General features: G+C 70.4%; 13 protein-coding genes. 3 read left to right on the top strand and 10 right to left on the bottom strand.

Annotated elements, in window-relative coordinates; translation table 11 throughout:
* The 5 genes from STRVI_RS24885 to STRVI_RS24865 all read right to left on the bottom strand — a co-directional run bounded on the left by STRVI_RS24885 (nt 1) and on the right by STRVI_RS24865 (nt 8672).
* The gene (locus STRVI_RS24885; protein WP_014058394.1) at nt 1–729 is read right to left on the bottom strand and encodes a 2OG-Fe(II) oxygenase; all 729 of its coding nucleotides are present in this window, start codon (nt 727–729) and stop codon (nt 1–3) included.
* Between the two features lie 93 nt (nt 730–822).
* Nucleotides 823–1329 (bottom strand): methylated-DNA--[protein]-cysteine S-methyltransferase, encoded by a 507-nt coding sequence (locus STRVI_RS24880; RefSeq protein WP_014058393.1) that lies wholly within the window; start codon nt 1327–1329, stop codon nt 823–825.
* Between the two features lie 167 nt (nt 1330–1496).
* On the bottom strand, nt 1497–5138 hold the full coding sequence (locus tag STRVI_RS24875; protein WP_014058392.1) for an ATP-binding protein: 3642 nt from the start codon (nt 5136–5138) through the stop codon (nt 1497–1499).
* A 135-nt stretch (nt 5139–5273) separates the two neighbouring features.
* Nucleotides 5274–5894 (bottom strand): hypothetical protein, encoded by a 621-nt coding sequence (locus STRVI_RS46535; RefSeq protein ID WP_150112914.1) that lies wholly within the window; start codon nt 5892–5894, stop codon nt 5274–5276.
* Nucleotides 5895–5990: 96 nt separating this feature from the next.
* Complete coding sequence (locus STRVI_RS24865; RefSeq protein WP_014058390.1) at nt 5991–8672, bottom strand: SpoIIE family protein phosphatase; 2682 nt, start codon at nt 8670–8672, stop codon at nt 5991–5993.
* A 181-nt stretch (nt 8673–8853) separates the two neighbouring features.
* Between STRVI_RS24865 and STRVI_RS24860 the strand changes: the two genes are divergently transcribed.
* Nucleotides 8854–9777, top strand: a complete 924-nt coding sequence (locus STRVI_RS24860) for a S1 family peptidase (RefSeq protein ID WP_014058389.1) — start codon at nt 8854–8856, stop codon at nt 9775–9777.
* A 137-nt stretch (nt 9778–9914) separates the two neighbouring features.
* Here the strand turns inward: STRVI_RS24860 and STRVI_RS24855 are convergent, their stop codons facing one another.
* Nucleotides 9915–10967 carry an NAD(P)/FAD-dependent oxidoreductase gene (locus tag STRVI_RS24855; protein WP_014058388.1) on the bottom strand — a complete coding sequence of 351 codons (1053 nt, stop codon included), beginning with the start codon at nt 10965–10967 and terminating at the stop codon, nt 9915–9917.
* Between the two features lie 51 nt (nt 10968–11018).
* Nucleotides 11019–12554, bottom strand: coding sequence for a PepSY-associated TM helix domain-containing protein (locus STRVI_RS24850; RefSeq protein ID WP_014058387.1), 1536 nt, complete (start codon nt 12552–12554; stop codon nt 11019–11021).
* A gap of 215 nt (nt 12555–12769) precedes the next feature.
* Between STRVI_RS24850 and STRVI_RS24845 the strand changes: the two genes are divergently transcribed.
* Both STRVI_RS24845 and STRVI_RS24840 read left to right on the top strand, forming a co-directional pair.
* Nucleotides 12770–13465, top strand: a complete 696-nt coding sequence (locus STRVI_RS24845; protein WP_063644408.1) for a hypothetical protein — start codon at nt 12770–12772, stop codon at nt 13463–13465.
* Between the two features lie 183 nt (nt 13466–13648).
* Nucleotides 13649–14281 carry a sigma-70 family RNA polymerase sigma factor gene (locus tag STRVI_RS24840; protein WP_014058385.1) on the top strand — a complete coding sequence of 211 codons (633 nt, stop codon included), beginning with the start codon at nt 13649–13651 and terminating at the stop codon, nt 14279–14281.
* A 301-nt stretch (nt 14282–14582) separates the two neighbouring features.
* Here the strand turns inward: STRVI_RS24840 and STRVI_RS24835 are convergent, their stop codons facing one another.
* From STRVI_RS24835 to STRVI_RS24825, 3 genes are all read right to left on the bottom strand, one after another.
* Nucleotides 14583–15278, bottom strand: coding sequence for an HAD-IA family hydrolase (locus tag STRVI_RS24835; protein ID WP_014058384.1), 696 nt, complete (start codon nt 15276–15278; stop codon nt 14583–14585).
* 196 nt (nt 15279–15474) lie between these two features.
* Complete coding sequence (locus STRVI_RS24830; RefSeq protein WP_014058383.1) at nt 15475–16599, bottom strand: Gfo/Idh/MocA family protein; 1125 nt, start codon at nt 16597–16599, stop codon at nt 15475–15477.
* A complete protein-coding gene (locus STRVI_RS24825; protein WP_014058382.1) occupies nt 16596–17762 on the bottom strand; it encodes a DegT/DnrJ/EryC1/StrS family aminotransferase in 1167 nt (388 codons plus the stop codon). Before STRVI_RS24825 ends, STRVI_RS24830 begins: the two co-directional genes overlap by 4 nt.
* Nucleotides 17763–17906 lie beyond the last annotated feature (144 nt).

Below are 17906 nucleotides of genomic sequence, written 5' to 3'. Positions count from 1 at the left end.
TCAGGACGCGTCATGGAAGACCAGGCCCAGTGCGTGGCGGCGCCCGGAGCGCACCGTGCTGACCCCGTGCCGCATGACACCGGCCGACCAGCCGCGCTTGGTGGCCACGGGGCGGTCACGGGTGGTGAAGATCAGCCCGTGGCCCTGCTGGAGTACGGCCGTGGTGCCCCGGGACTGGGCGCGGGGCCGCTGCTCGACCAGCAGGAACTCCCCGCCCGTGTAGTCCGTGCCGTACGCGTCCAGCCCGATCACCACCTGAAGCGGAAAGAGCATGTCGCCGAACACGTCCCGGTGCAGGGCGTTCCAGTCGCCGGGGCCGTATCGCAGCAGGATCTGGGCGGAGCGGTCCTGTCCGGCCTCATGGCACATGGCCAGCCACTTCTCCAGGCTGTCCGGCCAGGGCGCCGGACGGCCGAGCCGCTCCGCCCAGTCACGGGCGACGGTCAGCAGCCGCGGGTAGAGCGCGGCGCGCAGCTCGGCGACCGGCTCGGGCAGGTCATGGGTGAAGTAGCGGTACTGACCCGAGCCGAAGCGGTGGCGGGCCATGTCGATCGTGCTCCTGAACCGCTCCTCCCGCTCATAGAGCCCGGCGATACGGGCGCACTGGGCGGGGGTCAGCAGCCGTGGAGTGAGCGCGCACCCGTGGGTGTCCAGCTCTTCGGCCAACTGCGTCCAGTCGGCCGCGGCCACGCGCTGGTGGAGGCGTGCGGTGTCGGTCGTGGTGCTCATCGGTGTGTCTCTCCGGGATCGTGCTCGTCGGTGTTCTCCGGGATCCGGGAAGGGTGCGGTGCGGGCCCCGACCGGTGGGTGCGAGGCCCGCGCTCAGGCGCTCTGGAGGGCGCCTTCGTGGACGAGGAGTCGCTGCTTGCGCTCCAGCCCGCCCGCGTAGCCGGTCAGTGCCCCAGTGGCGCCGATGACACGGTGGCAGGGCCGTACGACCAGCAGCGGATTGCGGCCGATCGCGGTGCCGACGGAGCGAACCGCGGTGCGCGGGGCGCCGATCTGCCGGGCGATGTCGCCGTAGCTGACCGTCGTGCCGTACGGAATGGTCTCCAGCGCCTGCCACACCCTGCGCTGGAAGTCCGTACCGCCCTCGACGCACTGGATGTCGAACCGGATGCGCTCGCCGTCGAAGTACGCGCGCAACTGGGAGATGATCTCGGTGAATGCCTCGGCATCCTCGTTCCAGCCGTCCTGGACGACGGCCCCGCCCTTCTGGCCGGGCACGGACAGGGAAACCAGCGCGGTGCCCCCGGGCGCGGTGGCGGAGCTCTCGCCCACCAGCAGCAGCTCGCCGAGCGGGCTGTCGATCGTCGTGTGGACCGTCATGGCTGTGGTCCCTCTCTTCTTCTTCTCGCTGTTCTGTCGTGCGCTGCTCCCAGCTTGCGTCTTTGGACAGCGGAAAGCTGGCGGGATTCGGACATGGTGTTTCCGGCGCCCCTCCGTGGGCTCCCGCCGGCCGGGCGACGCGGGCGGCCGCCTCGATCAGCCGGCGCTCAGAAGACGTGTGGTTCCTGACCAGCGGACTTGCGGTTGCGGTTGGCCATTTTTTCCCAGAAACCGTGCAGCTCTCTGATGGGAATGCTCACCCACGGAGCTGTGTGGCGGCTGACAGCTGGGGGGCGCCAGCGGAAGCGGCTGTGGAGTAGCGCCTGCTGCTGTCGGCAGAAGGGCTCCTCCATCTCCGTTTGGGTCCTACCGCCCTTGGGAGGGTAGGGGCACAGGCGGAAGTGGCAGGTGGGCAGGCAGGTGGCCCCGGGCTCGGTTCCATCCGCCCGGCCGATGCTGTGCTCGGGGTGGAGAGGGCTGCGATCATGCGTGAGACAGGGCGGGAGCGTTTCCTTGGTGGCCCGCCTCAGACGTTCTTCGACCTCGTCCGGGTTACCGTTGCGCTCCGTGAGATTGAGCATGACGAGGACATCGGCGACGAGTCGCTGGGCTCGCGGATGCAGGGTGCTCCAGCCCACCGATGGGGCGATCCACAGGTTGTGCTTGCGGTAGCGCTCGGGGTCGGCCGGGGTGGAACCGACGTTGTAGATGGCCCGGTTCTCATCGATCCACAGGAATCGCTCGGGATGTCCGGTCTCGAGGGCCAGTGTCACCAGGTCACCGGCCTCGGCGACGAACGGGTGCAGAAGCCTGTCGGCATGGTGTTCGTAGTGGGCACTGGTGGGAGTGGGCGTGTCGTATGCGGTGCCCGCTGTGGAAAGCCAACGGGTCACCGATCGCACGGGGTCGTCCCCTTGGGACTGTGACCTCGTATCGCCGTCCAGGACATGATCTGTGGGCGCTGTCCGCACATGGCCCCGCCGACGCCGCTCGGGCGTGCCTGGCCCGGGTGGGCGTCCGATGGTGTCGGGAAGCGCCCATAGGCACAAGGCATGCAACAAGGTGACTTGTGCGTACCAGCAGCGGCTGTACGTCAACATCTTCTCGGCCTGCTTGACGAGATAGGGCAGGGTCTCATCGCAGACGTCGGGGTGCCGTCGCCTGCGGTTGGCGGCGTTCTTGAAGCCCCGGGCGAGAGCGTTCTCCAGCGAGAGGGGCAGGTCCGGCTCTCCGTGCGGAGCACGAGGCATCAACGGGTTGCGGAGGTGGGTCCTGGGCGCGAGGTGCTGCAACCAGATTTCCAGCCGTTCCTTCGCCTCGTCGCGGTACTTCTCGGAGACTGAACCGACCATCATGGGAAGGAGCCAGGCTCTCAGGGCGAAGTGCCGCCACGATGTGGCCCTGTCGTTCTCGTAGCCCGCCACGAATCGGGCGTGCTCCTGTTCTCGTCTTCCCGCTTCATCGGGGCCGGCGGCGTCGTGAGCTCCCCTTTCCAGCCACTTTGTGTATTCGTCGTTCAATGTCCGTTTGGCCTGGCGTGTTTTCCTCAGGTACTGCAGTACGGGATCGGCCCCCAAGGGGAAGTGTTTCCGCAGGGCGCTGAAGGCTGAGTCGCCGCCCGAGCTTATCTCCTGCGTGATGGCGATCCGGACCGGATGGGAGGGCTCGTGAGTGCCGATGTCGAAGAATTGACTGTACGGCAAAGATGGGAGTGCACCCGGCCTTTGGGTGGAGCGTCGGGCCGACCTGCGGCGGTCCACTTCGCGGAGAGCCGCTCCGAAGTGGCGCACCAACGTGAGCTTCGCCTCCTCGACGGTTCGCTGGTCACCTCTGATGGCCAGTTGGGGCCATGCGGAAGCGAGCTCATCGGCGATGTGGGTCTGCTCGGATTCGGGATCCACACTGTCGATGTCCAGGGCCGCGGAATAGAGATCGAAGAACTTGGAATCCTGTCGCCCTTTGGCGGCTTCGCGAAGAACAGCCGAAAGTTTCGTTTGCCTTTCGGGTGAGTTCGGGGAGGCGGGGGCGGGTCGCGATGCGGCAGTCGGCTGGGTGCGGCCGGTCGCCGCCCGATGACGAGAAAGCAGTACCAGTGCGATAAGCAATTCGCGGGCAGGACCCGGGCTGCTGAGGGCGGACTCGACGACCTGACGTAGCTGACCGTCGTTCATATGATGCAGCAGGCGATATCCTAGATATGCCTGGATGATGCTGTGCGGGAAACGCACCTTGTTCTCGTGGGCCATCACCAGCCCGAGCAGCTGTCCATTATTGGCGTAGCGGGAAAATTCGGTCTTGCAAGCGTTCGGATGCTCTGCGGGCTTCAGCCAATGTGCCGTTTCATCGAACTCGTTGACGAGAGCTTCCCAGATGGAGGCACGCTGCCTCTCGGAGACCGCCAGACGCTCATCCGTCGGCTCCTCACCACCGTCGAGGTCATCCGTGTCCGTCTCGACCAAGTCGTCGAACGTCACCTCCAGGCTGTCCCGCACTAGCCCTAGGCAGGCGAGGGCCGAGATCACGCATATCGTCTCCTGGCGCTCCTGGCGGTCCATCGCCAACTTGTCGAACAAAAGGCCGTTTTCGATTGCCTTCCGGTAGGTGTCCAGGAGCCACAGTCTGAGGGTGGCGCAGTCATGGCTGCGGGTGTCCAGGCGGTCGGGTTCCTCGCGCAGGGCCATGTGTTCCAGCAGACCGCGTTCCTGAAGGAGGCGGGCGATCTGCAGATAGCTCGGCGAGTCGGAGACATTGGCCGTCTCCACGATCCAGTCCAGACGGCGTTCATCGACCCCGGAGGAGTCCCTCACCAGGTACTCCAGTGCCGCTTCCTCGCTCAGCGGTTCCAGGTCGGCGATCACCGCCCGCGTGCCCTCCAGGGGCGGATGCGGGCGGGAGGCGATGACCAGGGGCAGCTTCTGGCGGGCCGCCCGGTCTATGGCCCGGCGGATGATGTTGTCGCGGTCGTCCTGGTGTTCCTTGTCGAGAAGGGCCTCCTCCAGCCCGTCCGCGATGACGACGGCCTTGTCATCGAGACGCAATTGCCGCCAGGTCTTGTCGAACTGGCCGCTGGCCAGTACCCCCTGGTCCGCTTCCTCCGCCAAGCGGCGCCGGGCCATTTTCTCGAAGTCCAGATCTCCGTCTTCGTCCATGTCGCGAAGGCGTATGGGCACGGGAACGGCGGCCTGCTGGGCCAGCATGTGAGTGAGCTCGACCAGTACCGCGGTCTTGCCCACCCCCACCCCGCCGACCAGTAGATATGGCCGACGCGTTCTACGGTTGCGGAGTGTCTGGGCGATGACCTGGGAGAGCTCCCGGCGCCCGACGATCCGGTCGATGAGCGTTCCCGCGGTAGGGACCAGATCGTGCGGTGTCGATCTCGCCTTGTCGACGATCGGCTTCTTGGTCTTGTGATACCAGTAGATCAGGAAGAGCGTCAGGACGAAGGACGCCGCCAGTGGCGGTCCGACGATGCGGGTGGTGGTGGCGAACCACGTGCTCCGCTGCATGGTCTGGAACCACGTTTTCTCCCCGTTGACCGAGTCGTAGATGACCGCTGCCAGCCACAGGGCGAGGAGGGCCGTCCCGGCATAGGCGTAGACGCGCACGAGACGGCCGAAGGAGGGCCGCCATCCGCGCCAACTTCGGTTCGGAAGGATACTGCGGCTCGCCTCGCGGTTGGTCCTGAAGGTTCGCCAGCGTCTGCCCAGTGCCCCTCCGACGTGAGAGAAGGCCCGTCGGGGATACAGCGTGTACCAAGGAGCGTTGCGCGGACGTTTCTTCCCTTCGAGGTTTCGGACGACCTTGGTCATGAGGTTGAGGTCCGTTCCCAGGTCAGGAGGTTGAGGTCCGTTCCCAGCAGATACTCGCCGTACGGATCTCTCTCATTCCATGAAACCACCCCCGGAACAGCACGCAACGTGGCCCCGTGTGCCCAGAGCCCCGCGTCAGCGGATACCGATCCGTCCGTTCGAGAAGTGGCCGAGCGCCTGGTCGATTTCGCTGATCGGCTGGCGGAGGGCGTAGACGGCGAAGCGCAGCCGCGCCCCACCCTTCCAGGTGCGCCGCATGCGCATCCGGGCCTCGGGCTGGTGCAGTCCGCTGACTCCGGGGGTGGTGGCGGATACGCCGGGGGTGAGATCCACCCGCACCGCGCTGAGGCCCTGGCCCGTCACCCGCACCCGGGCGATCGCGGACCAGGGGAGGAAGACGGGTTCGGGGGCGGAGTCGATGGCGCAGAGCAGGCCCTCGGCGGAAAGGTGCATCGCCACCGGGGACACCTCCTTCACCGCCCAAGTCCTCTTCAGCCGCCGTATGGCGGCGAACCGGCACCTGGCGTCGTAGAAGAGGAAGGCCGCCGGCCAGGCGAACGCCAGGACCCACAGCTGGGAGGCGCTGGAACCGAGGGACAAGAGGAGGAGAACCACGACCGAGGCGATGAGCACGGCGCCGGCCACTCCGGCCCATGCGGCCACCGGCAGAGTGCGCAGCAAGGAGGCCCGCACGCGGGCCACCGCCTCGGGGTCGGACGTCACGATGTACTCCCGGCGGCCCTGTCCTTCGTGCATGATCACAGTCTCGATCACCCGGCCGGGAAAGCCAAGCCATGCCGCATACCGGCCCAGGCCCCGCGACGTCAACGGGCTGTGCACGGTGTGCATCGCTCAGCGGCCGTCCAGGGCCGTCTCGGCCCAGATGACCTTGCCGTCCGGGGTGTGGCGGGTACCCCATCGTCGGGCGAACTGGGCGATGAGGAACAGCCCGCGCCCGCCCTCGTCGGTGGTCGCGGCCCGCCGCAGATGGGGTGAGGTGCTGCTGCCGTCGGAGACCTCGCAGATCAGGTCGCGGTCGCGCAGCAGGCGTATGCGCACGGGAGGTGTGCCGTACCGCAGGGCATTGGTGATCAGTTCACTGATGACCAGCTCGGCCGGGTACACGGCGTCCTCCAGGCCCCACGCCCGTAGTGTCCGGGCGCAGGTGGCGCGGGCCGGGGCGACCGCCGCCGGGTCGAACGGCACATCCCACTCGGCCACGTTCTCCGGGTCCAGCAGGCGGGTGCGGGCCACCAGCAGTGCGACATCATCGCTCGGACGGTCCGGAAGCACGGTGTGGAACAGGCTGCGGCAGGTCTCGTCCGGGCCGAGGTCCGGCTCGGCCTTGAGGGTGTGGCGCAGCAGGTCCAGGCCGGTGCCGGCGGTTCGGCCGTGGCTTTGGAGGAGACCGTTGGTGTACAGCACCAGGCGGCTCGCGATGGGCAGCGAGAGGCTGACCGCATCGAAGGGCTCTCCGCTCCGGCCCAGGGGTGGGGAGGCGGGCATCGCGGGGATGTCCACGGTGCCGTCCGGGCGGGTCAGGACGATGCCCGGATCGCCGGCCCTTGCCATGGTGCAACGACCCGACACCGAGTCATGGATCGCGTACAGGCACCCGGCGCCGGTGATCCGGCCGCCGTGCGAGTCGGCGTCATGCTCCAGGTCGAGACGGGTGACCAGCTCGTCCAAATGGGAGATGAGCTCGTCCGGGGGGAGGTCCAGGGCCGAGAAGTTCTGCACGGCGGTGCGCAGTCGGCCCATGGTGGCCGCGGCGTGCACGCCCTGCCCGGGCACCTTCCCGACGACCAGCGCGACCCGCGCGCCGGGGAGGGGGATCACATCGAACCAGCTTCCGCCCACCGCGCCCTGCGCGGGCAGATAGCGGGACGCCACCTCCACGGCGTCCTGATCGGGCAGACCGCTGGGCAGCAGGGTGCGCTGCAGGGCGGCGACCATGGCATGTTCGTGGGCGTAGCGGCGGGCGTTGTCGACACACACGGCCGTGCGCACGGCCAGCTCCCCGGCGATCGCCAGATCCGCTTCGTCGAACGGCTCGGCGCGCCGGGCCCGCCAGAAGGTGGCCAGGCCGAGGGTGACGCCGCGGAAACGCAGCGGGACGGTGATCAGCGAGTGGACCCCGCGGTCGAGGAGGTGCCGGGCCTCGGCACCGTATCCGGCCGGCCACTCGGGGGTGCCGGTCAGATCGGCCTGGAGGACGGCGGCTCCGGCCTGCACGGCGCGGCTCTGCGGTGTGGCGGATGCGTAGACGGCCCGCTCGCCCACGCGGAAGGCGGCGGCTTCGGGGGGAACCCCGCCGACGGCGGTCCGGTGCGGTGCCAGGGGCTCGTACGGCGGCTCGGGCTCCTCGCCGCGCAGGACGGGCTCCAGCAGCTCCACGGTGACGATGTCCGCGAACCGCGGGACGGCCACGTCCACCAGCTGCTCGGCGGTGCCCGTCAGCTCCAGGGAGGAGCTGATCCGCACCCCGGCGTCGGACAGCAGCTTCAGCCGCTCACGGGCCTCCTCGGCCCGGCCGGACAGCACCCGCAGGGCGGTGGTGTCCCTCAGCGTCACCACGCTTCCGGCGGGATCGCCCGCACGGTCCGTGGACCGCATATTGACCACCAGTAGCCGGTCCGCACAGGGGTGCACCTCGTCCGTGACGCGCCGTCCCGACGTCAGCAGCTCGGTCAGGTGTGGTTCCAGGCCGAGCTCGCCGATGTGCCGCCCCTCCGCGTCCGGAGCCAGCCGGAGCAGCCCCCGGGCCTCGTCATTGACCAGCAGCAGCCGCCCGTCCTCCGCCAGGACCAGCACCCCTTCGCGGACCGAGTGCAACACCGCGTCATGGTGCTCGTACATCCGCCGCATTTCCACCGTGCCCAGGCCATGGGTCTGCCGCCGCACCCGCCCGCTCATCAGCGCCGTCCCGCCCGTGGCCAGGGCCAGCGCCCCGGCGCCACTGCCGAGCAGCAGCGGCAGCCGGTGGTCCACCGCGCTGTTCACGCTCTGGACCCTGACCCCGACCGACACTCCGCCGATGAAGGTCCCGTCGGCCCTGGTGACGGGGACCGCCGAAACGACGGACGGGCCCTGGCTGGCCCGGAAGGTCGCCGAGATCGTCTTTCCGCTCAGCTCGTCCCGCACCAGCCCGGCCGGTCCGACGATCCGCTTGCCGATCATGGGCGTCTCGGGGTGGGTGAGGCGGATGCCATGAGTGTTGAACACCACGACGCTGTCGACGCCGGAGCCCTTACGTGTCGCCTCCGCATGGGACTCGAGCTGCGCCGTCGGCTTGTCGTTGCTGATGGTCCGCGCCATTCCGGGGGAGTGCGCGAGCGTCTCGGCCACCGCGAGGGATCGTCGGCGAGCATCGACTGAGCTGTGTTTATGGGCATCCGCCGCGACGGCCACCACTGCGGCGGCCACCAGAACCAGGGTCAGCAGAAGCTGCAGGATGAACGCCTGCCCGGCGACGCTCCGCACCTTCGACCGGGGCCCCAGCCGACTCCGGGTCGCACGAGCGTATCGGCTCATATCGGCATTTATAACATCCTCCTCATCGTAGGCGAGAAGCAGAGCGCGACATCGTTTTGATCGATCAATGCGCTGATCAAGGGCGGTTTTCGACGACCCGGGAAGGTGGGTTACGCGTCCGCCCGGACGCGGGCACAATGAGGCGGCTGGACCAACTGACGGCCCTTTCAAGGAGGTTCGGGTGAGAACAGCACGCCGTACCAGGAGACGTGGTCGGCTGATCGCCGCGATGTCCGGTCTGTTCACCACGGCAGCCCTCGCGACAGTCGGCACGAGTGCGGCCGCTTCCTCCGCGTCCACCGCCCCGTCCACGCCCCCACCCCCGTCCACTTCTGTGTCGACGACCGCGTCCGCTGCCGCCTCGGCCGTGGAAGCCCTGGATGTCCCGGGCACGGCCTGGACCGTGGACGAGCGCACGGCAACGCTGCGTGTCCTCGTCGGCTCCACGGTCCCGGGAGCCGACCTGGCCAGGCTCGACCGCACCGCCGAGCGTTTCCGCGGCGCCGTCACCGTCGAGCGGCTCGACGGTCCGCTGCGGACCCTCCTCTCGGGCGGCGACGGGATCTACTCCTCCATGGGGATCCGCTGCTCCGCGGGGGTCAACGTGCAGAGTGGCGCCACGTATTACCTCATCACGGCCGGCCACTGCACCGATGGCAACCCCACTTGGTACGCCGACTCCGGTGCGACCACTCCGGTCGGCCCGACGACCGGGACCAGCTTCCCGGGCAATGACTACGGTGTCGTCCGGTACACCAACACGGCCGTTCCGCACCCCGGGACCGTGGGAACGGTCGATGTCACCGGGACCGCCACCGCCCACGTCGGCCAGCAGGTCTGCCGCCGGGGGGCCACGACCGGTGTCCGCTGCGGTCAGGTCACCGCCCTCAACGCGACCGTCAACTACGGCGGCGGTGACATCGTCTCCGGCCTGATCCAGACCAATATCTGCGCCGAGCCGGGCGACAGCGGCGGTCCGCTCTACGCGGGCGACAAGATCATCGGCATTCTCTCGGGCGGCTCCGGGGACTGCTCCTCCGGTGGCACCACCTTCTATCAGCCGATTCAGGAAGTGCTGAGCGCCTACGGCCTCACCGTCTACTGACACCGCCTACCGGCCACCGCCTCCCGCCACCGTCTCCCGGCCGCGGCGGCCCTGTGGCGCGTCGATGGGCCGGGACCGCCCGCCGAAGGCCCCGGCCCGGGCGACGGAGGTAGCCGGTGGCCCGTGCGGAGCCGCCGTCACAGGCCGTGGCGGCGGTCACCCAACACCGCTTCGCAGACCCGCGATTCCATCTCCGGAGAGAACGGCACCTCGCCGCGCGCCCGTGCGGCGACGGCCTGCCGGGTCTCCTCGGCGATCAGCTCCGCGTTGATCTGGGCCGCCGCGACCGCGCCCGCCGCCGCGGCGCCACCGACCTGGGCGGCCAGATCGGTGACATTGCCCGCGACCCACACCCCGGGCACCTCGGTGCGGCCGGTCGCGTCGGACGGGATGTGCTCACCGCCACCACTCGGATGTTCCACCGCCCGCAGCCCGAGCGCCGACAGGAGGCCGGTGCGCGCCACCATCCGCGACGCGACGGCCACTGCCTCGCGCTTGACCACGCTGCCGTCGGTCAGCCGCACGCCGACGAGGCGGTCATCGACGATCTCCAGGGACGCCACCTCACCGTCCACCACACGAATGCCACGGGCGGCCAGTTGCTCGGCCTCCTCACCGGCCGGCGACGGCAGGGTGTGGGAGAAGAAGGTGACATCGTCGCTCCACTGACGGAACAGCAGCGCCTGGTGCACGGACAGCGGCCCACTCCCCAGGACGCCGATGGCCTGGTCACGGATCTCCCAGCCGTGGCAGTACGGACAGTGCACGACGTCCCGGCCCCACCGGGACCGCAGCCCCGGGACGTCCGGCAACTCGTCGACCAGCCCGGTGGCCAGCAGCAGCCGGCGCGCACGGACGCTCCGGCCGTCGGCCAGGGCCACCTGGAACCCGGTCTCCTCCCGGGCGACGGTGCCGACCTCGCCGGACACCACGTGACCGCCATAGCCGCGGACCTCGGCCCGGCCCCGCTCCACCAGCTCGGCCGGCCCGATCCCTTCCCGGGCCAGCAGCCCGTGCACCCCCGAAGCCGGGGCGTTGCGCGGGGCGCCCGCGTCGATCACCACGACCGACCGCCGCGCCCGGGCCAGCATCAGCGCCCCGCTCAGCCCCGCGGCGCCACCGCCGATCACCACCACGTCATAGGTGTTCTTCAGCTCATCGGTCACGTCGACCACCTCCACGGCAACCATGCGACCCCGTCCGCCATGGACGCAAAGGTTGTTGCCGAGGTGGCAAACCAGTCAGATGGCGGGCGTGGCGCCGCGCCTGCGGGCGATCTCGCCCGCGACGATGTCGACGGCCAGGAAGGTGGCGAGCGGGATGCCGAGGAGGGGCAGGTAGTAGCCGATCACGGCGGTGGCCGCGGCCAGGGGGACGAGGATGTACAGCGGTACCCGCCGCCACGCGCCGCGGGGGATCGGGCGGCCGAAGGCGGAGGCGCGGCCGCGCTGCCACCACATGCGGTAGCCCCAGACGATCAGAAGGATCAGCGCGAGCGCGAGAGCGGCCAGGGCGATCTGGTTGACGAGGCCGAAGAGGTTTCCGGTGTGGAGGTCGATGCCCCAGCGGGTGAGCTTGGCGAGCACCGGGTAGTCGGCGAACCGCTGGACGTCGGTCACCTCGCCCGTGGCCGGGTCGACGGCCACCGAGTCCTGCTTCTCGGGCCAGCTCCGCTGGATCTGGCTGAGGACATACGCACTGCCCGGCTCGGCGGGCGGGACGATCTCGACGGGGTTGTCCAGGTCCTTGGCGCGGGCGGCCGCCAGCACGGTGTCCAGGCCCACATCGGCGCTGTGCCCGGCCGCCTCGTCCGTACCGCCCATGTCCATGCCCGGCATGGAACCGGAGCCCGTATGGTGTCCGGCGTGTTCGCCGCCGCCGACGGTGGCCGAGACGGTCGGGGTGGTCTGGCCGAGTGCGGTGCGCAGGTCCTCCACGTTGGCCCCCGCGTAGGTGGACCAGGTCAAGCCGGTGGCGGACAGAAACAGCAGCCCCAGCGCCACCCACAGCCCCACCGCGCCATGGAAGGACATGGTGCGCTTACGGCCGGTGGCGGCGCGGTCGGGCAGCGCGACCGCCCGCAGCGTGCGCTTCTTACGGCGACGGCTGAGCCAGAGCACCACACCGCCGAGGGCGATGACCCACAGCCAGCTGGCGGCGAGTTCGCTGTAGAGGCGGCCGGTCTGCCCGAGGTGCAGATCGCGGTGGAACTCATCGATCCAGGTGCGCAGCGGGAGAGCGCCGGTGGAGCCGTACTGCTCCAGCGCCCCGCGCACTTTCCCGGTGTACGGGTCGACGAACACGGCCAACGTGTGGTCGGGATCGACGCCCCTGACGCCGGAGAGCAGCACCCGGGTGGTGGCGCCGTCCTCGGGGGAGGGCCGTACGGCGCTGATCTCACCCTCGGGGTGGGCCTTGCGCGCGGCTGCCACTTGCTGGGAGATCGGCAGTTCACGGTCGCCGACCGGGACGCGCAGCTCGTGGGCGTAGACCAGCTTCTCGGCCTGGAACGATCCGGCGTACAGCAGTCCGGTCACGGCCGCGACCAGCAGAAACGGCGCGACCAAGACCCCCGCGTAGAAGTGCAGCCGCAGCACCAGCGGCCGCAGGCCCGCCCATACGGACCCGCCGGGCCCCGACCCCCCGGACCCGGCGCCGCCGGACGTGGACCCGGCCCCGGCGCCGCCGGACTCGGCCTCGGCGGGGGAGTGTGGCTGCCTGTCGGCGGCATCATCCGGGGAATCGCCCGTGGCCGGGGCGAGCGGTTCAGCGGACATGGACGACTCCTGGCTCGCGGCAACGGCGGGAGGCGGACGCGTATCGGGCCGCCGGTTGAGTTGTCGGCCGCACACACGGCTGAGTTCCGGGCATCATCTGTGAACTGGCTCACATGGGTTCATTCAGGGGCGGCCCACCCGCCACGCTTGTCACCGGCGTGATGAAGATTGAGCCGTCGTCACGCACTCCGGCGACGGCTGGCACCATGGCTGCCATGTCCGCCGGGCCACCCTTCCGTCTCGCACGAGCCGCCGTGTTCGCGGCGGTGTGCGTCGTGGTGACCGCGCTCGGGCACACGCTGATGTCCAGCGACGCCCTGCCGGTGTGGGCCGTGGCCGCCGCGTTCGCCGGGACGACGGCCGCCGCGTGGTGGGTCGCCGGGCGCGAACGCGGAGCGCTGGTCGTGACCGGTGCGACGGTGGTCGCGCAACTCGGCCTGCACATGGCGTTCCGATTCGCGGAGATGACCGTCGCTCCCGCCGCGGGCAGCGCCATGGGCGACCGGATGCCCGGTATGCGGGACATGGGCGCCGCCCCGATGAGCGGTGGCGCCATGGGCCATATGCACCATGGCACGGACGCGATGTCCTCCGCCGCGCCGTCGATGAGCCATCTGCCGTGGCCCTGGGCGGGCCCCGGCGGGGCGGGCATGGCCACGGCCCACCTGCTCGCCGCGCTGATCTGCGGACTGTGGCTGTGGCGCGGCGAGCGCGCCGCCTTCCGGCTCGGCCGCGCGCTCGCGGCCCTGCTGTTCGTCCCGCTCGTCCTCGCCCTGCGCATCCTGGGCGCGGGCGCCACTCCGCTGCCCGCATGGCCGTCCGCACCGGCCTTCGCCCGTCGGTCGCGCGAAGTCCTGCTACGGCACGCCATTCTCCGCAGAGGGCCACCGAGGCGGTTCGCCGTCCGCTGAACCGTCCGTCCTTCCCCCGCCCCGACCTGGGGTGAGTGCCGGTTGACGGGCGGAGTACCGGCGCCTGCCCGGCGTCGGCCCCATCCGTCGGCACCGCCGGCTCCTCGCCGCCCCGCCGCGCTCACGCGCGGCCGGTGGCGCATGCCGGTGTGCCGTTCACCGCCACCCGAAGGACGTGTGACGATGCCTTCCGCCACGCTGCCCGCCGCACCGATGAGAGCCGTGCACGGCTTCACCACCGCGGCGAACGACCGTCAGGTCACCGCATGGGCGCTGGCCGCCCGTGACGGCGACCGCGACGCGGTCGACCACTTCATCCGCGCCACCTACCGCGATGTGCGCCGCTTCGTACTCCATCTCAGCGCCGACCCCCACGGCTGTGAGGACCTCGCGCAGGAGACGTATCTGCGGGCGCTGACCGGGCTCTCGCGCTTCGCCGGCCGCTCATCGGCCCGGACGTGGCTGCTGTCGATCGCCCGCCGGGTGGTCGTCGACCGCTACCGCATGGCCGCCGCCCGCCCCCGCACCCTGGAGGCGGACGACTGGCAGGAGGTGGCCGAACGGGCGCAGCCCGTCGGGCTTCCCGGGTTCGACGAGGGGGTGGCGCTGATGGACCTGCTGGCGGCGCTCGCCCCGGCGCGCCGCGAGATGTTCCTCCTCACCACGGTGCTCGGCCTGCCGTACGCGGACGTCGCCACCGCGACCGGTTGCCCCATCGGCACCGTGCGCTCCCGTGTGGCCCGCGCCCGTGAGGAGATCACCGCACTGCTGGCCGCGGCCGAGAAGGCCGCGGAACCCGTGCGGTTGGCGGGCTGAGCCCAACGACGATGCGGGACGCGGCGGGTGGCGGGCCATCGGCGACCGCCACCTGCTGCGTCCCGTACGTCACCACCGTCACCCCCGCCGGGGTCTTCAACCTCCTCTGGGCGATCGTCGTCGTGCTGATGACCGTCCGGCCCGGCTCGACCACCGGAGCACGACGTTCGCCCTCGCCCGACGCACACCAGGCAGTCGTTCCCGAAAGCAGCCCGATTTCCGGCACAAAGGCGGCCTCGGGCCCGGGTCCGGTGCGGACCCGGGCCCGGGCGGAGTATCGGTACGGACGTGGCGCGCGGACCTACGGAGCCGTCACCTCGGGGCAGAGCGCCAGCAGTTCGGCGGGCTTGTGCAGGATCACATCGGGCTCCGCCGCGAGCAGGGTCTTCTCGTCGGTCTCACCCCACATCGCCGCCACGGCGGTGATCCCGGCCCCCCGCGCGCTGGCCAGGTCGGTCACCGCGTCCCCGACCATCACGGTCCGGTAGGGGTCGGCGTCCATCAGGTCCATCGCCTTCAGCACGATGTCCGGCGCGGGCTTGGGCCGCGCCACTTCGTCGGAGCCGAGGACCACGTGGAACTGGCCACGGATGCCCAGCGTGTCGAGCAGCGAACGCGCCCGGGGGCCGCTCTTCCCGGTGGCCACGGCGAGTCGCAGCCCGCGGTGGCGCAACTCCGACAGCAGCTCGGGCACACCGTCGAACATCTCCACCAGGTGGGCGAGACGGTAGCTCTCTCGGACGAACGGGGCTTCCATCTCCAGCGGAAGACCCATGATCCGCATGATGTCGGGGAAGTAGCGGCCCAGATGCCGGTTGTACTCCTCGAAGGGTGGCTCACCCTCGCCGACGACCTCGGCGTAGGCGAGCGTGAACGCCTCGCGCATCACCGCGAAGCTGTTGACGAGGACACCGTCGAGGTCGAAGACCACCGAGGTGACCGGGGCGGTACCCGCGCCGGAGAGCGGGTCGCCGTGACTGATCGGATGGCTGGTCATTGAAGACTCCCGTGGTACGGGCCGGTTCGGCGGACCGCCGGTCCGGGTCTCGGGGGCGGTCCGGGTCTCAAGGGCGGTCCGGAGAAGGGGTTGACGACGGCGAGCAGAGTGAGGCGGCAGGGGATAACGACGACGAGCGGGTGAGGTGACAGCGGATGCCGACGGCGGCGGGTGAGGCGGCAGCCGCCCGGTGCGGTCACACCGGCGCCGACACCGACTCCCGGACCTCCTGGGGGATCCGGGCCGAGGTGTAGACCCGTTCGATGGCGCCGATGGTCCGTCGGACCTCCTCGATCACCCGGCCCCGCCCCGCCGGGTCGCGCAACTGCGCGGGAACCATGTCGAGCTGCCGGTCGTACTCGGTGCCGATCGGTTCGGTGGGTACGGCCACCGGACGGGTCGTACCGTCGACGGTGCGGGTCAGGGTGGACTTCTCGAGGCGGTTCGGGCTGAATCCGAAGGTGCAGCGCAAGGTCGCGCTGCCCGCGCTGCCGTCGATCGTGACCCGCGTCGTGTCCAGCGCCTCGTGCGAGGCCCAACTCGCGTGCAGCACGACCGAACGGCCGTCGTCGGTGATGAGGAATCCGCGCGCGGTGTCCTCCACATCGGTGCCGCCCGAGAGCGCCGGGCCGCCGTCGTCGCCCCGCCACGCGGCCCGCGAGGACCGCTGGGTGATGAAGTCGGACGACACCGTTCCGATGGCGTGCCGGAACGCGGCGGTGCCCAGCAGCGGAACCGCGATGTCGAACAGATGCCAGCCCAGGTCGACCAGCGCCCCGCCGCCCGCGAGCGACCGCTGGGTGAACCAGCCGCCCCGGTCGGGTACGCCGCGCGCCCGCACCCAGGCGAGTTCGACATGGCGGATACGGCCCAGCCGGGCGGCGATCCGGTACAGCCCGCGCACATCGGCGCGGTAGCGCGCCGCGCTTCCGGCCAGCAGCACCGCGCCACCGGAGCGCTCCGCGGCGGCCAGCCGCTCGGCCTCCTCGGAGGTCAGGCACACCGGTTTCTCCAGGAATACCGGAATGCCCTTGGCCAGCAGCTCGGTGGCGACCGCGCAGTGCAGATGGTTGGGCACCGCGACCACCGCCAGGTCCACCTCCACGGGATCGAGGTCGTGGACCGCCGCCAGCACCGGCAGCCGGTTCGCGCCCGCCGTCTCGGTGACGGCCGCGCGGCCGCGCTCGTCGGGATCCACCGCGGCGATCACGGTGAAGGCGGGGTTGCGGAGGAGCCGGGGCAGCCAGATCGAGCGGGCCGCCCACCCCAGCCCCACCACGGCGGTCCGGATCGGCGTCCCGCCGGCGGACGGGGTGCTCATGAGCTCGCGAGCACGTCGGCGACGACGGCGGCCACTTCGTGCATCTGCTCCTCGCTGCCCAGCAGCACCCGGTGGTGCAGCCATACGCAGTCGCGGGTGAGCGCCTCGGAGTGCGGGCAGCGGCGGGCGAGCTCGTCCACCGTCAGATCCGGCGCCGCGATCTCCCAGAAGGCGTCCGTACGGTAGACCGCGCGGAAGGCGACGAACGCCGGCACCCCGCGTTCGATGAGCACGTCGACGATCTTCGCCCGGCGCTCCTCGGTGAGGCCCGGCACCCGGAACATCGCCATGTAGTGCGGGTTGCGGTCACCGCGGTCGTCGCGCGACTGCGGTACGACACCGGGGATCTCGGCGAGCAGTCGGCTCAGCACCGGCCAGCGCTGCTCACGCGTGGTGATCTGGTCCTCCAGACGCCCGAGTTGGGCGCGCAGCACCGAGGCGGAGAACTCGTTCAGCCGGAAGTTGGAGCCCGAGGTGCGGTGGAAGTAGCCGCGGTCGGTGGGCGGACGTCCGCAGCTGTGCCGGACGAAGCCCCGCTCGTACATCTCGGCGTCGGGGAAGAGCACGGCGCCGCCCTCACCGGCGGTCATCAGCTTCCCGTTCTGAAAACTGAACGCGGCGACCGAGCCCAGCTCACCGACCTTCTTGCCGCGCCACTGCGCTCCGTGGGCGTGGGCCGCGTCCTGGATCAGCGGCACCCCGGAGTCGGCGGACAGCTTGTCCAGCGCGTCCATGTCGCACATCTGACCCGCCATGTGCACCGGCATGATGGCGCGGGTCCTCGGGCCGATGGCCGCCTCGACCGCCGACGGATCGATGCAGTAGGTGTCCGGGTCGACGTCCACGGGAACGGCCACCGCGCCCAGTCGCTGCGCGGCCTGCGAGGACGAGATGAAGGTGAACGCGGGAACGATCACCTCGGTGCCGGCGCCGATGCCGAGCACCTCGAGGGCGAGTTCCAGCGCGTGCGTTCCGTTGGTGACGGCGAGGGCGTGCTCGCTGCCATGGGCCGCGGCGAACTCCGCCTCGAAGGCGTCGACCTCACCGCCCCCGATGCGCCACCACTGCCCCTGATCCAGGGCCCGAATGAGGCCCTCGCGCTCCTCGTCACCATACTGAGGCCATGCGGGCAGCTCGGATCCCAGGCGCACATCATTGCTCATGATTTCCCTACTCCCTTAATGCGTTATGGAGGCAGGTCCGCGGCGGACGCATTAGCACGCTAACCGGCCGACGGGGCAAACGTCATTCCCCCTCAGGGCCCCCCTATAGCCCCCTTAAAAACGGAGTTGACCATGCTCTCGGGC

The sequence above is a fragment of the Streptomyces violaceusniger Tu 4113 genome (assembly GCF_000147815.2).
GTDB classification, from domain to species: Bacteria; Actinomycetota; Actinomycetes; order Streptomycetales; family Streptomycetaceae; genus Streptomyces; species Streptomyces violaceusniger_A.
The sequence above is the reverse complement of the archived record's forward strand: the minus strand, read 5'-3'. Positions and strand labels throughout refer to the sequence as shown.

Bases quoted from the DNA above. Each gene is read 5' to 3' on its own strand.
- STRVI_RS24885 (WP_014058394.1), bottom strand. From the start codon at position 729: ATGAGCACCACGACCGACACCGCACGCCTCCACCAGCGCGTGGCCGCG.
- STRVI_RS24880 (WP_014058393.1), bottom strand. From the start codon at position 1,329: ATGACGGTCCACACGACGATCGACAGCCCGCTCGGCGAGCTGCTGCTG.
- STRVI_RS24875 (WP_014058392.1), bottom strand. From the start codon at position 5,138: ATGACCAAGGTCGTCCGAAACCTCGAAGGGAAGAAACGTCCGCGCAAC.
- STRVI_RS46535 (WP_150112914.1), bottom strand. From the start codon at position 5,894: ATGCACGAAGGACAGGGCCGCCGGGAGTACATCGTGACGTCCGACCCC.
- STRVI_RS24865 (WP_014058390.1), bottom strand. From the start codon at position 8,672: ATGAGCCGATACGCTCGTGCGACCCGGAGTCGGCTGGGGCCCCGGTCG.
- STRVI_RS24855 (WP_014058388.1), bottom strand. From the start codon at position 10,967: ATGGTTGCCGTGGAGGTGGTCGACGTGACCGATGAGCTGAAGAACACC.
- STRVI_RS24850 (WP_014058387.1), bottom strand. From the start codon at position 12,554: ATGTCCGCTGAACCGCTCGCCCCGGCCACGGGCGATTCCCCGGATGAT.
- STRVI_RS24845 (WP_063644408.1), top strand. From the start codon at position 12,770: ATGTCCGCCGGGCCACCCTTCCGTCTCGCACGAGCCGCCGTGTTCGCG.
- STRVI_RS24840 (WP_014058385.1), top strand. From the start codon at position 13,649: ATGCCTTCCGCCACGCTGCCCGCCGCACCGATGAGAGCCGTGCACGGC.
- STRVI_RS24835 (WP_014058384.1), bottom strand. From the start codon at position 15,278: ATGACCAGCCATCCGATCAGTCACGGCGACCCGCTCTCCGGCGCGGGT.
- STRVI_RS24830 (WP_014058383.1), bottom strand. From the start codon at position 16,599: ATGAGCACCCCGTCCGCCGGCGGGACGCCGATCCGGACCGCCGTGGTG.
- STRVI_RS24825 (WP_014058382.1), bottom strand. From the start codon at position 17,762: ATGAGCAATGATGTGCGCCTGGGATCCGAGCTGCCCGCATGGCCTCAG.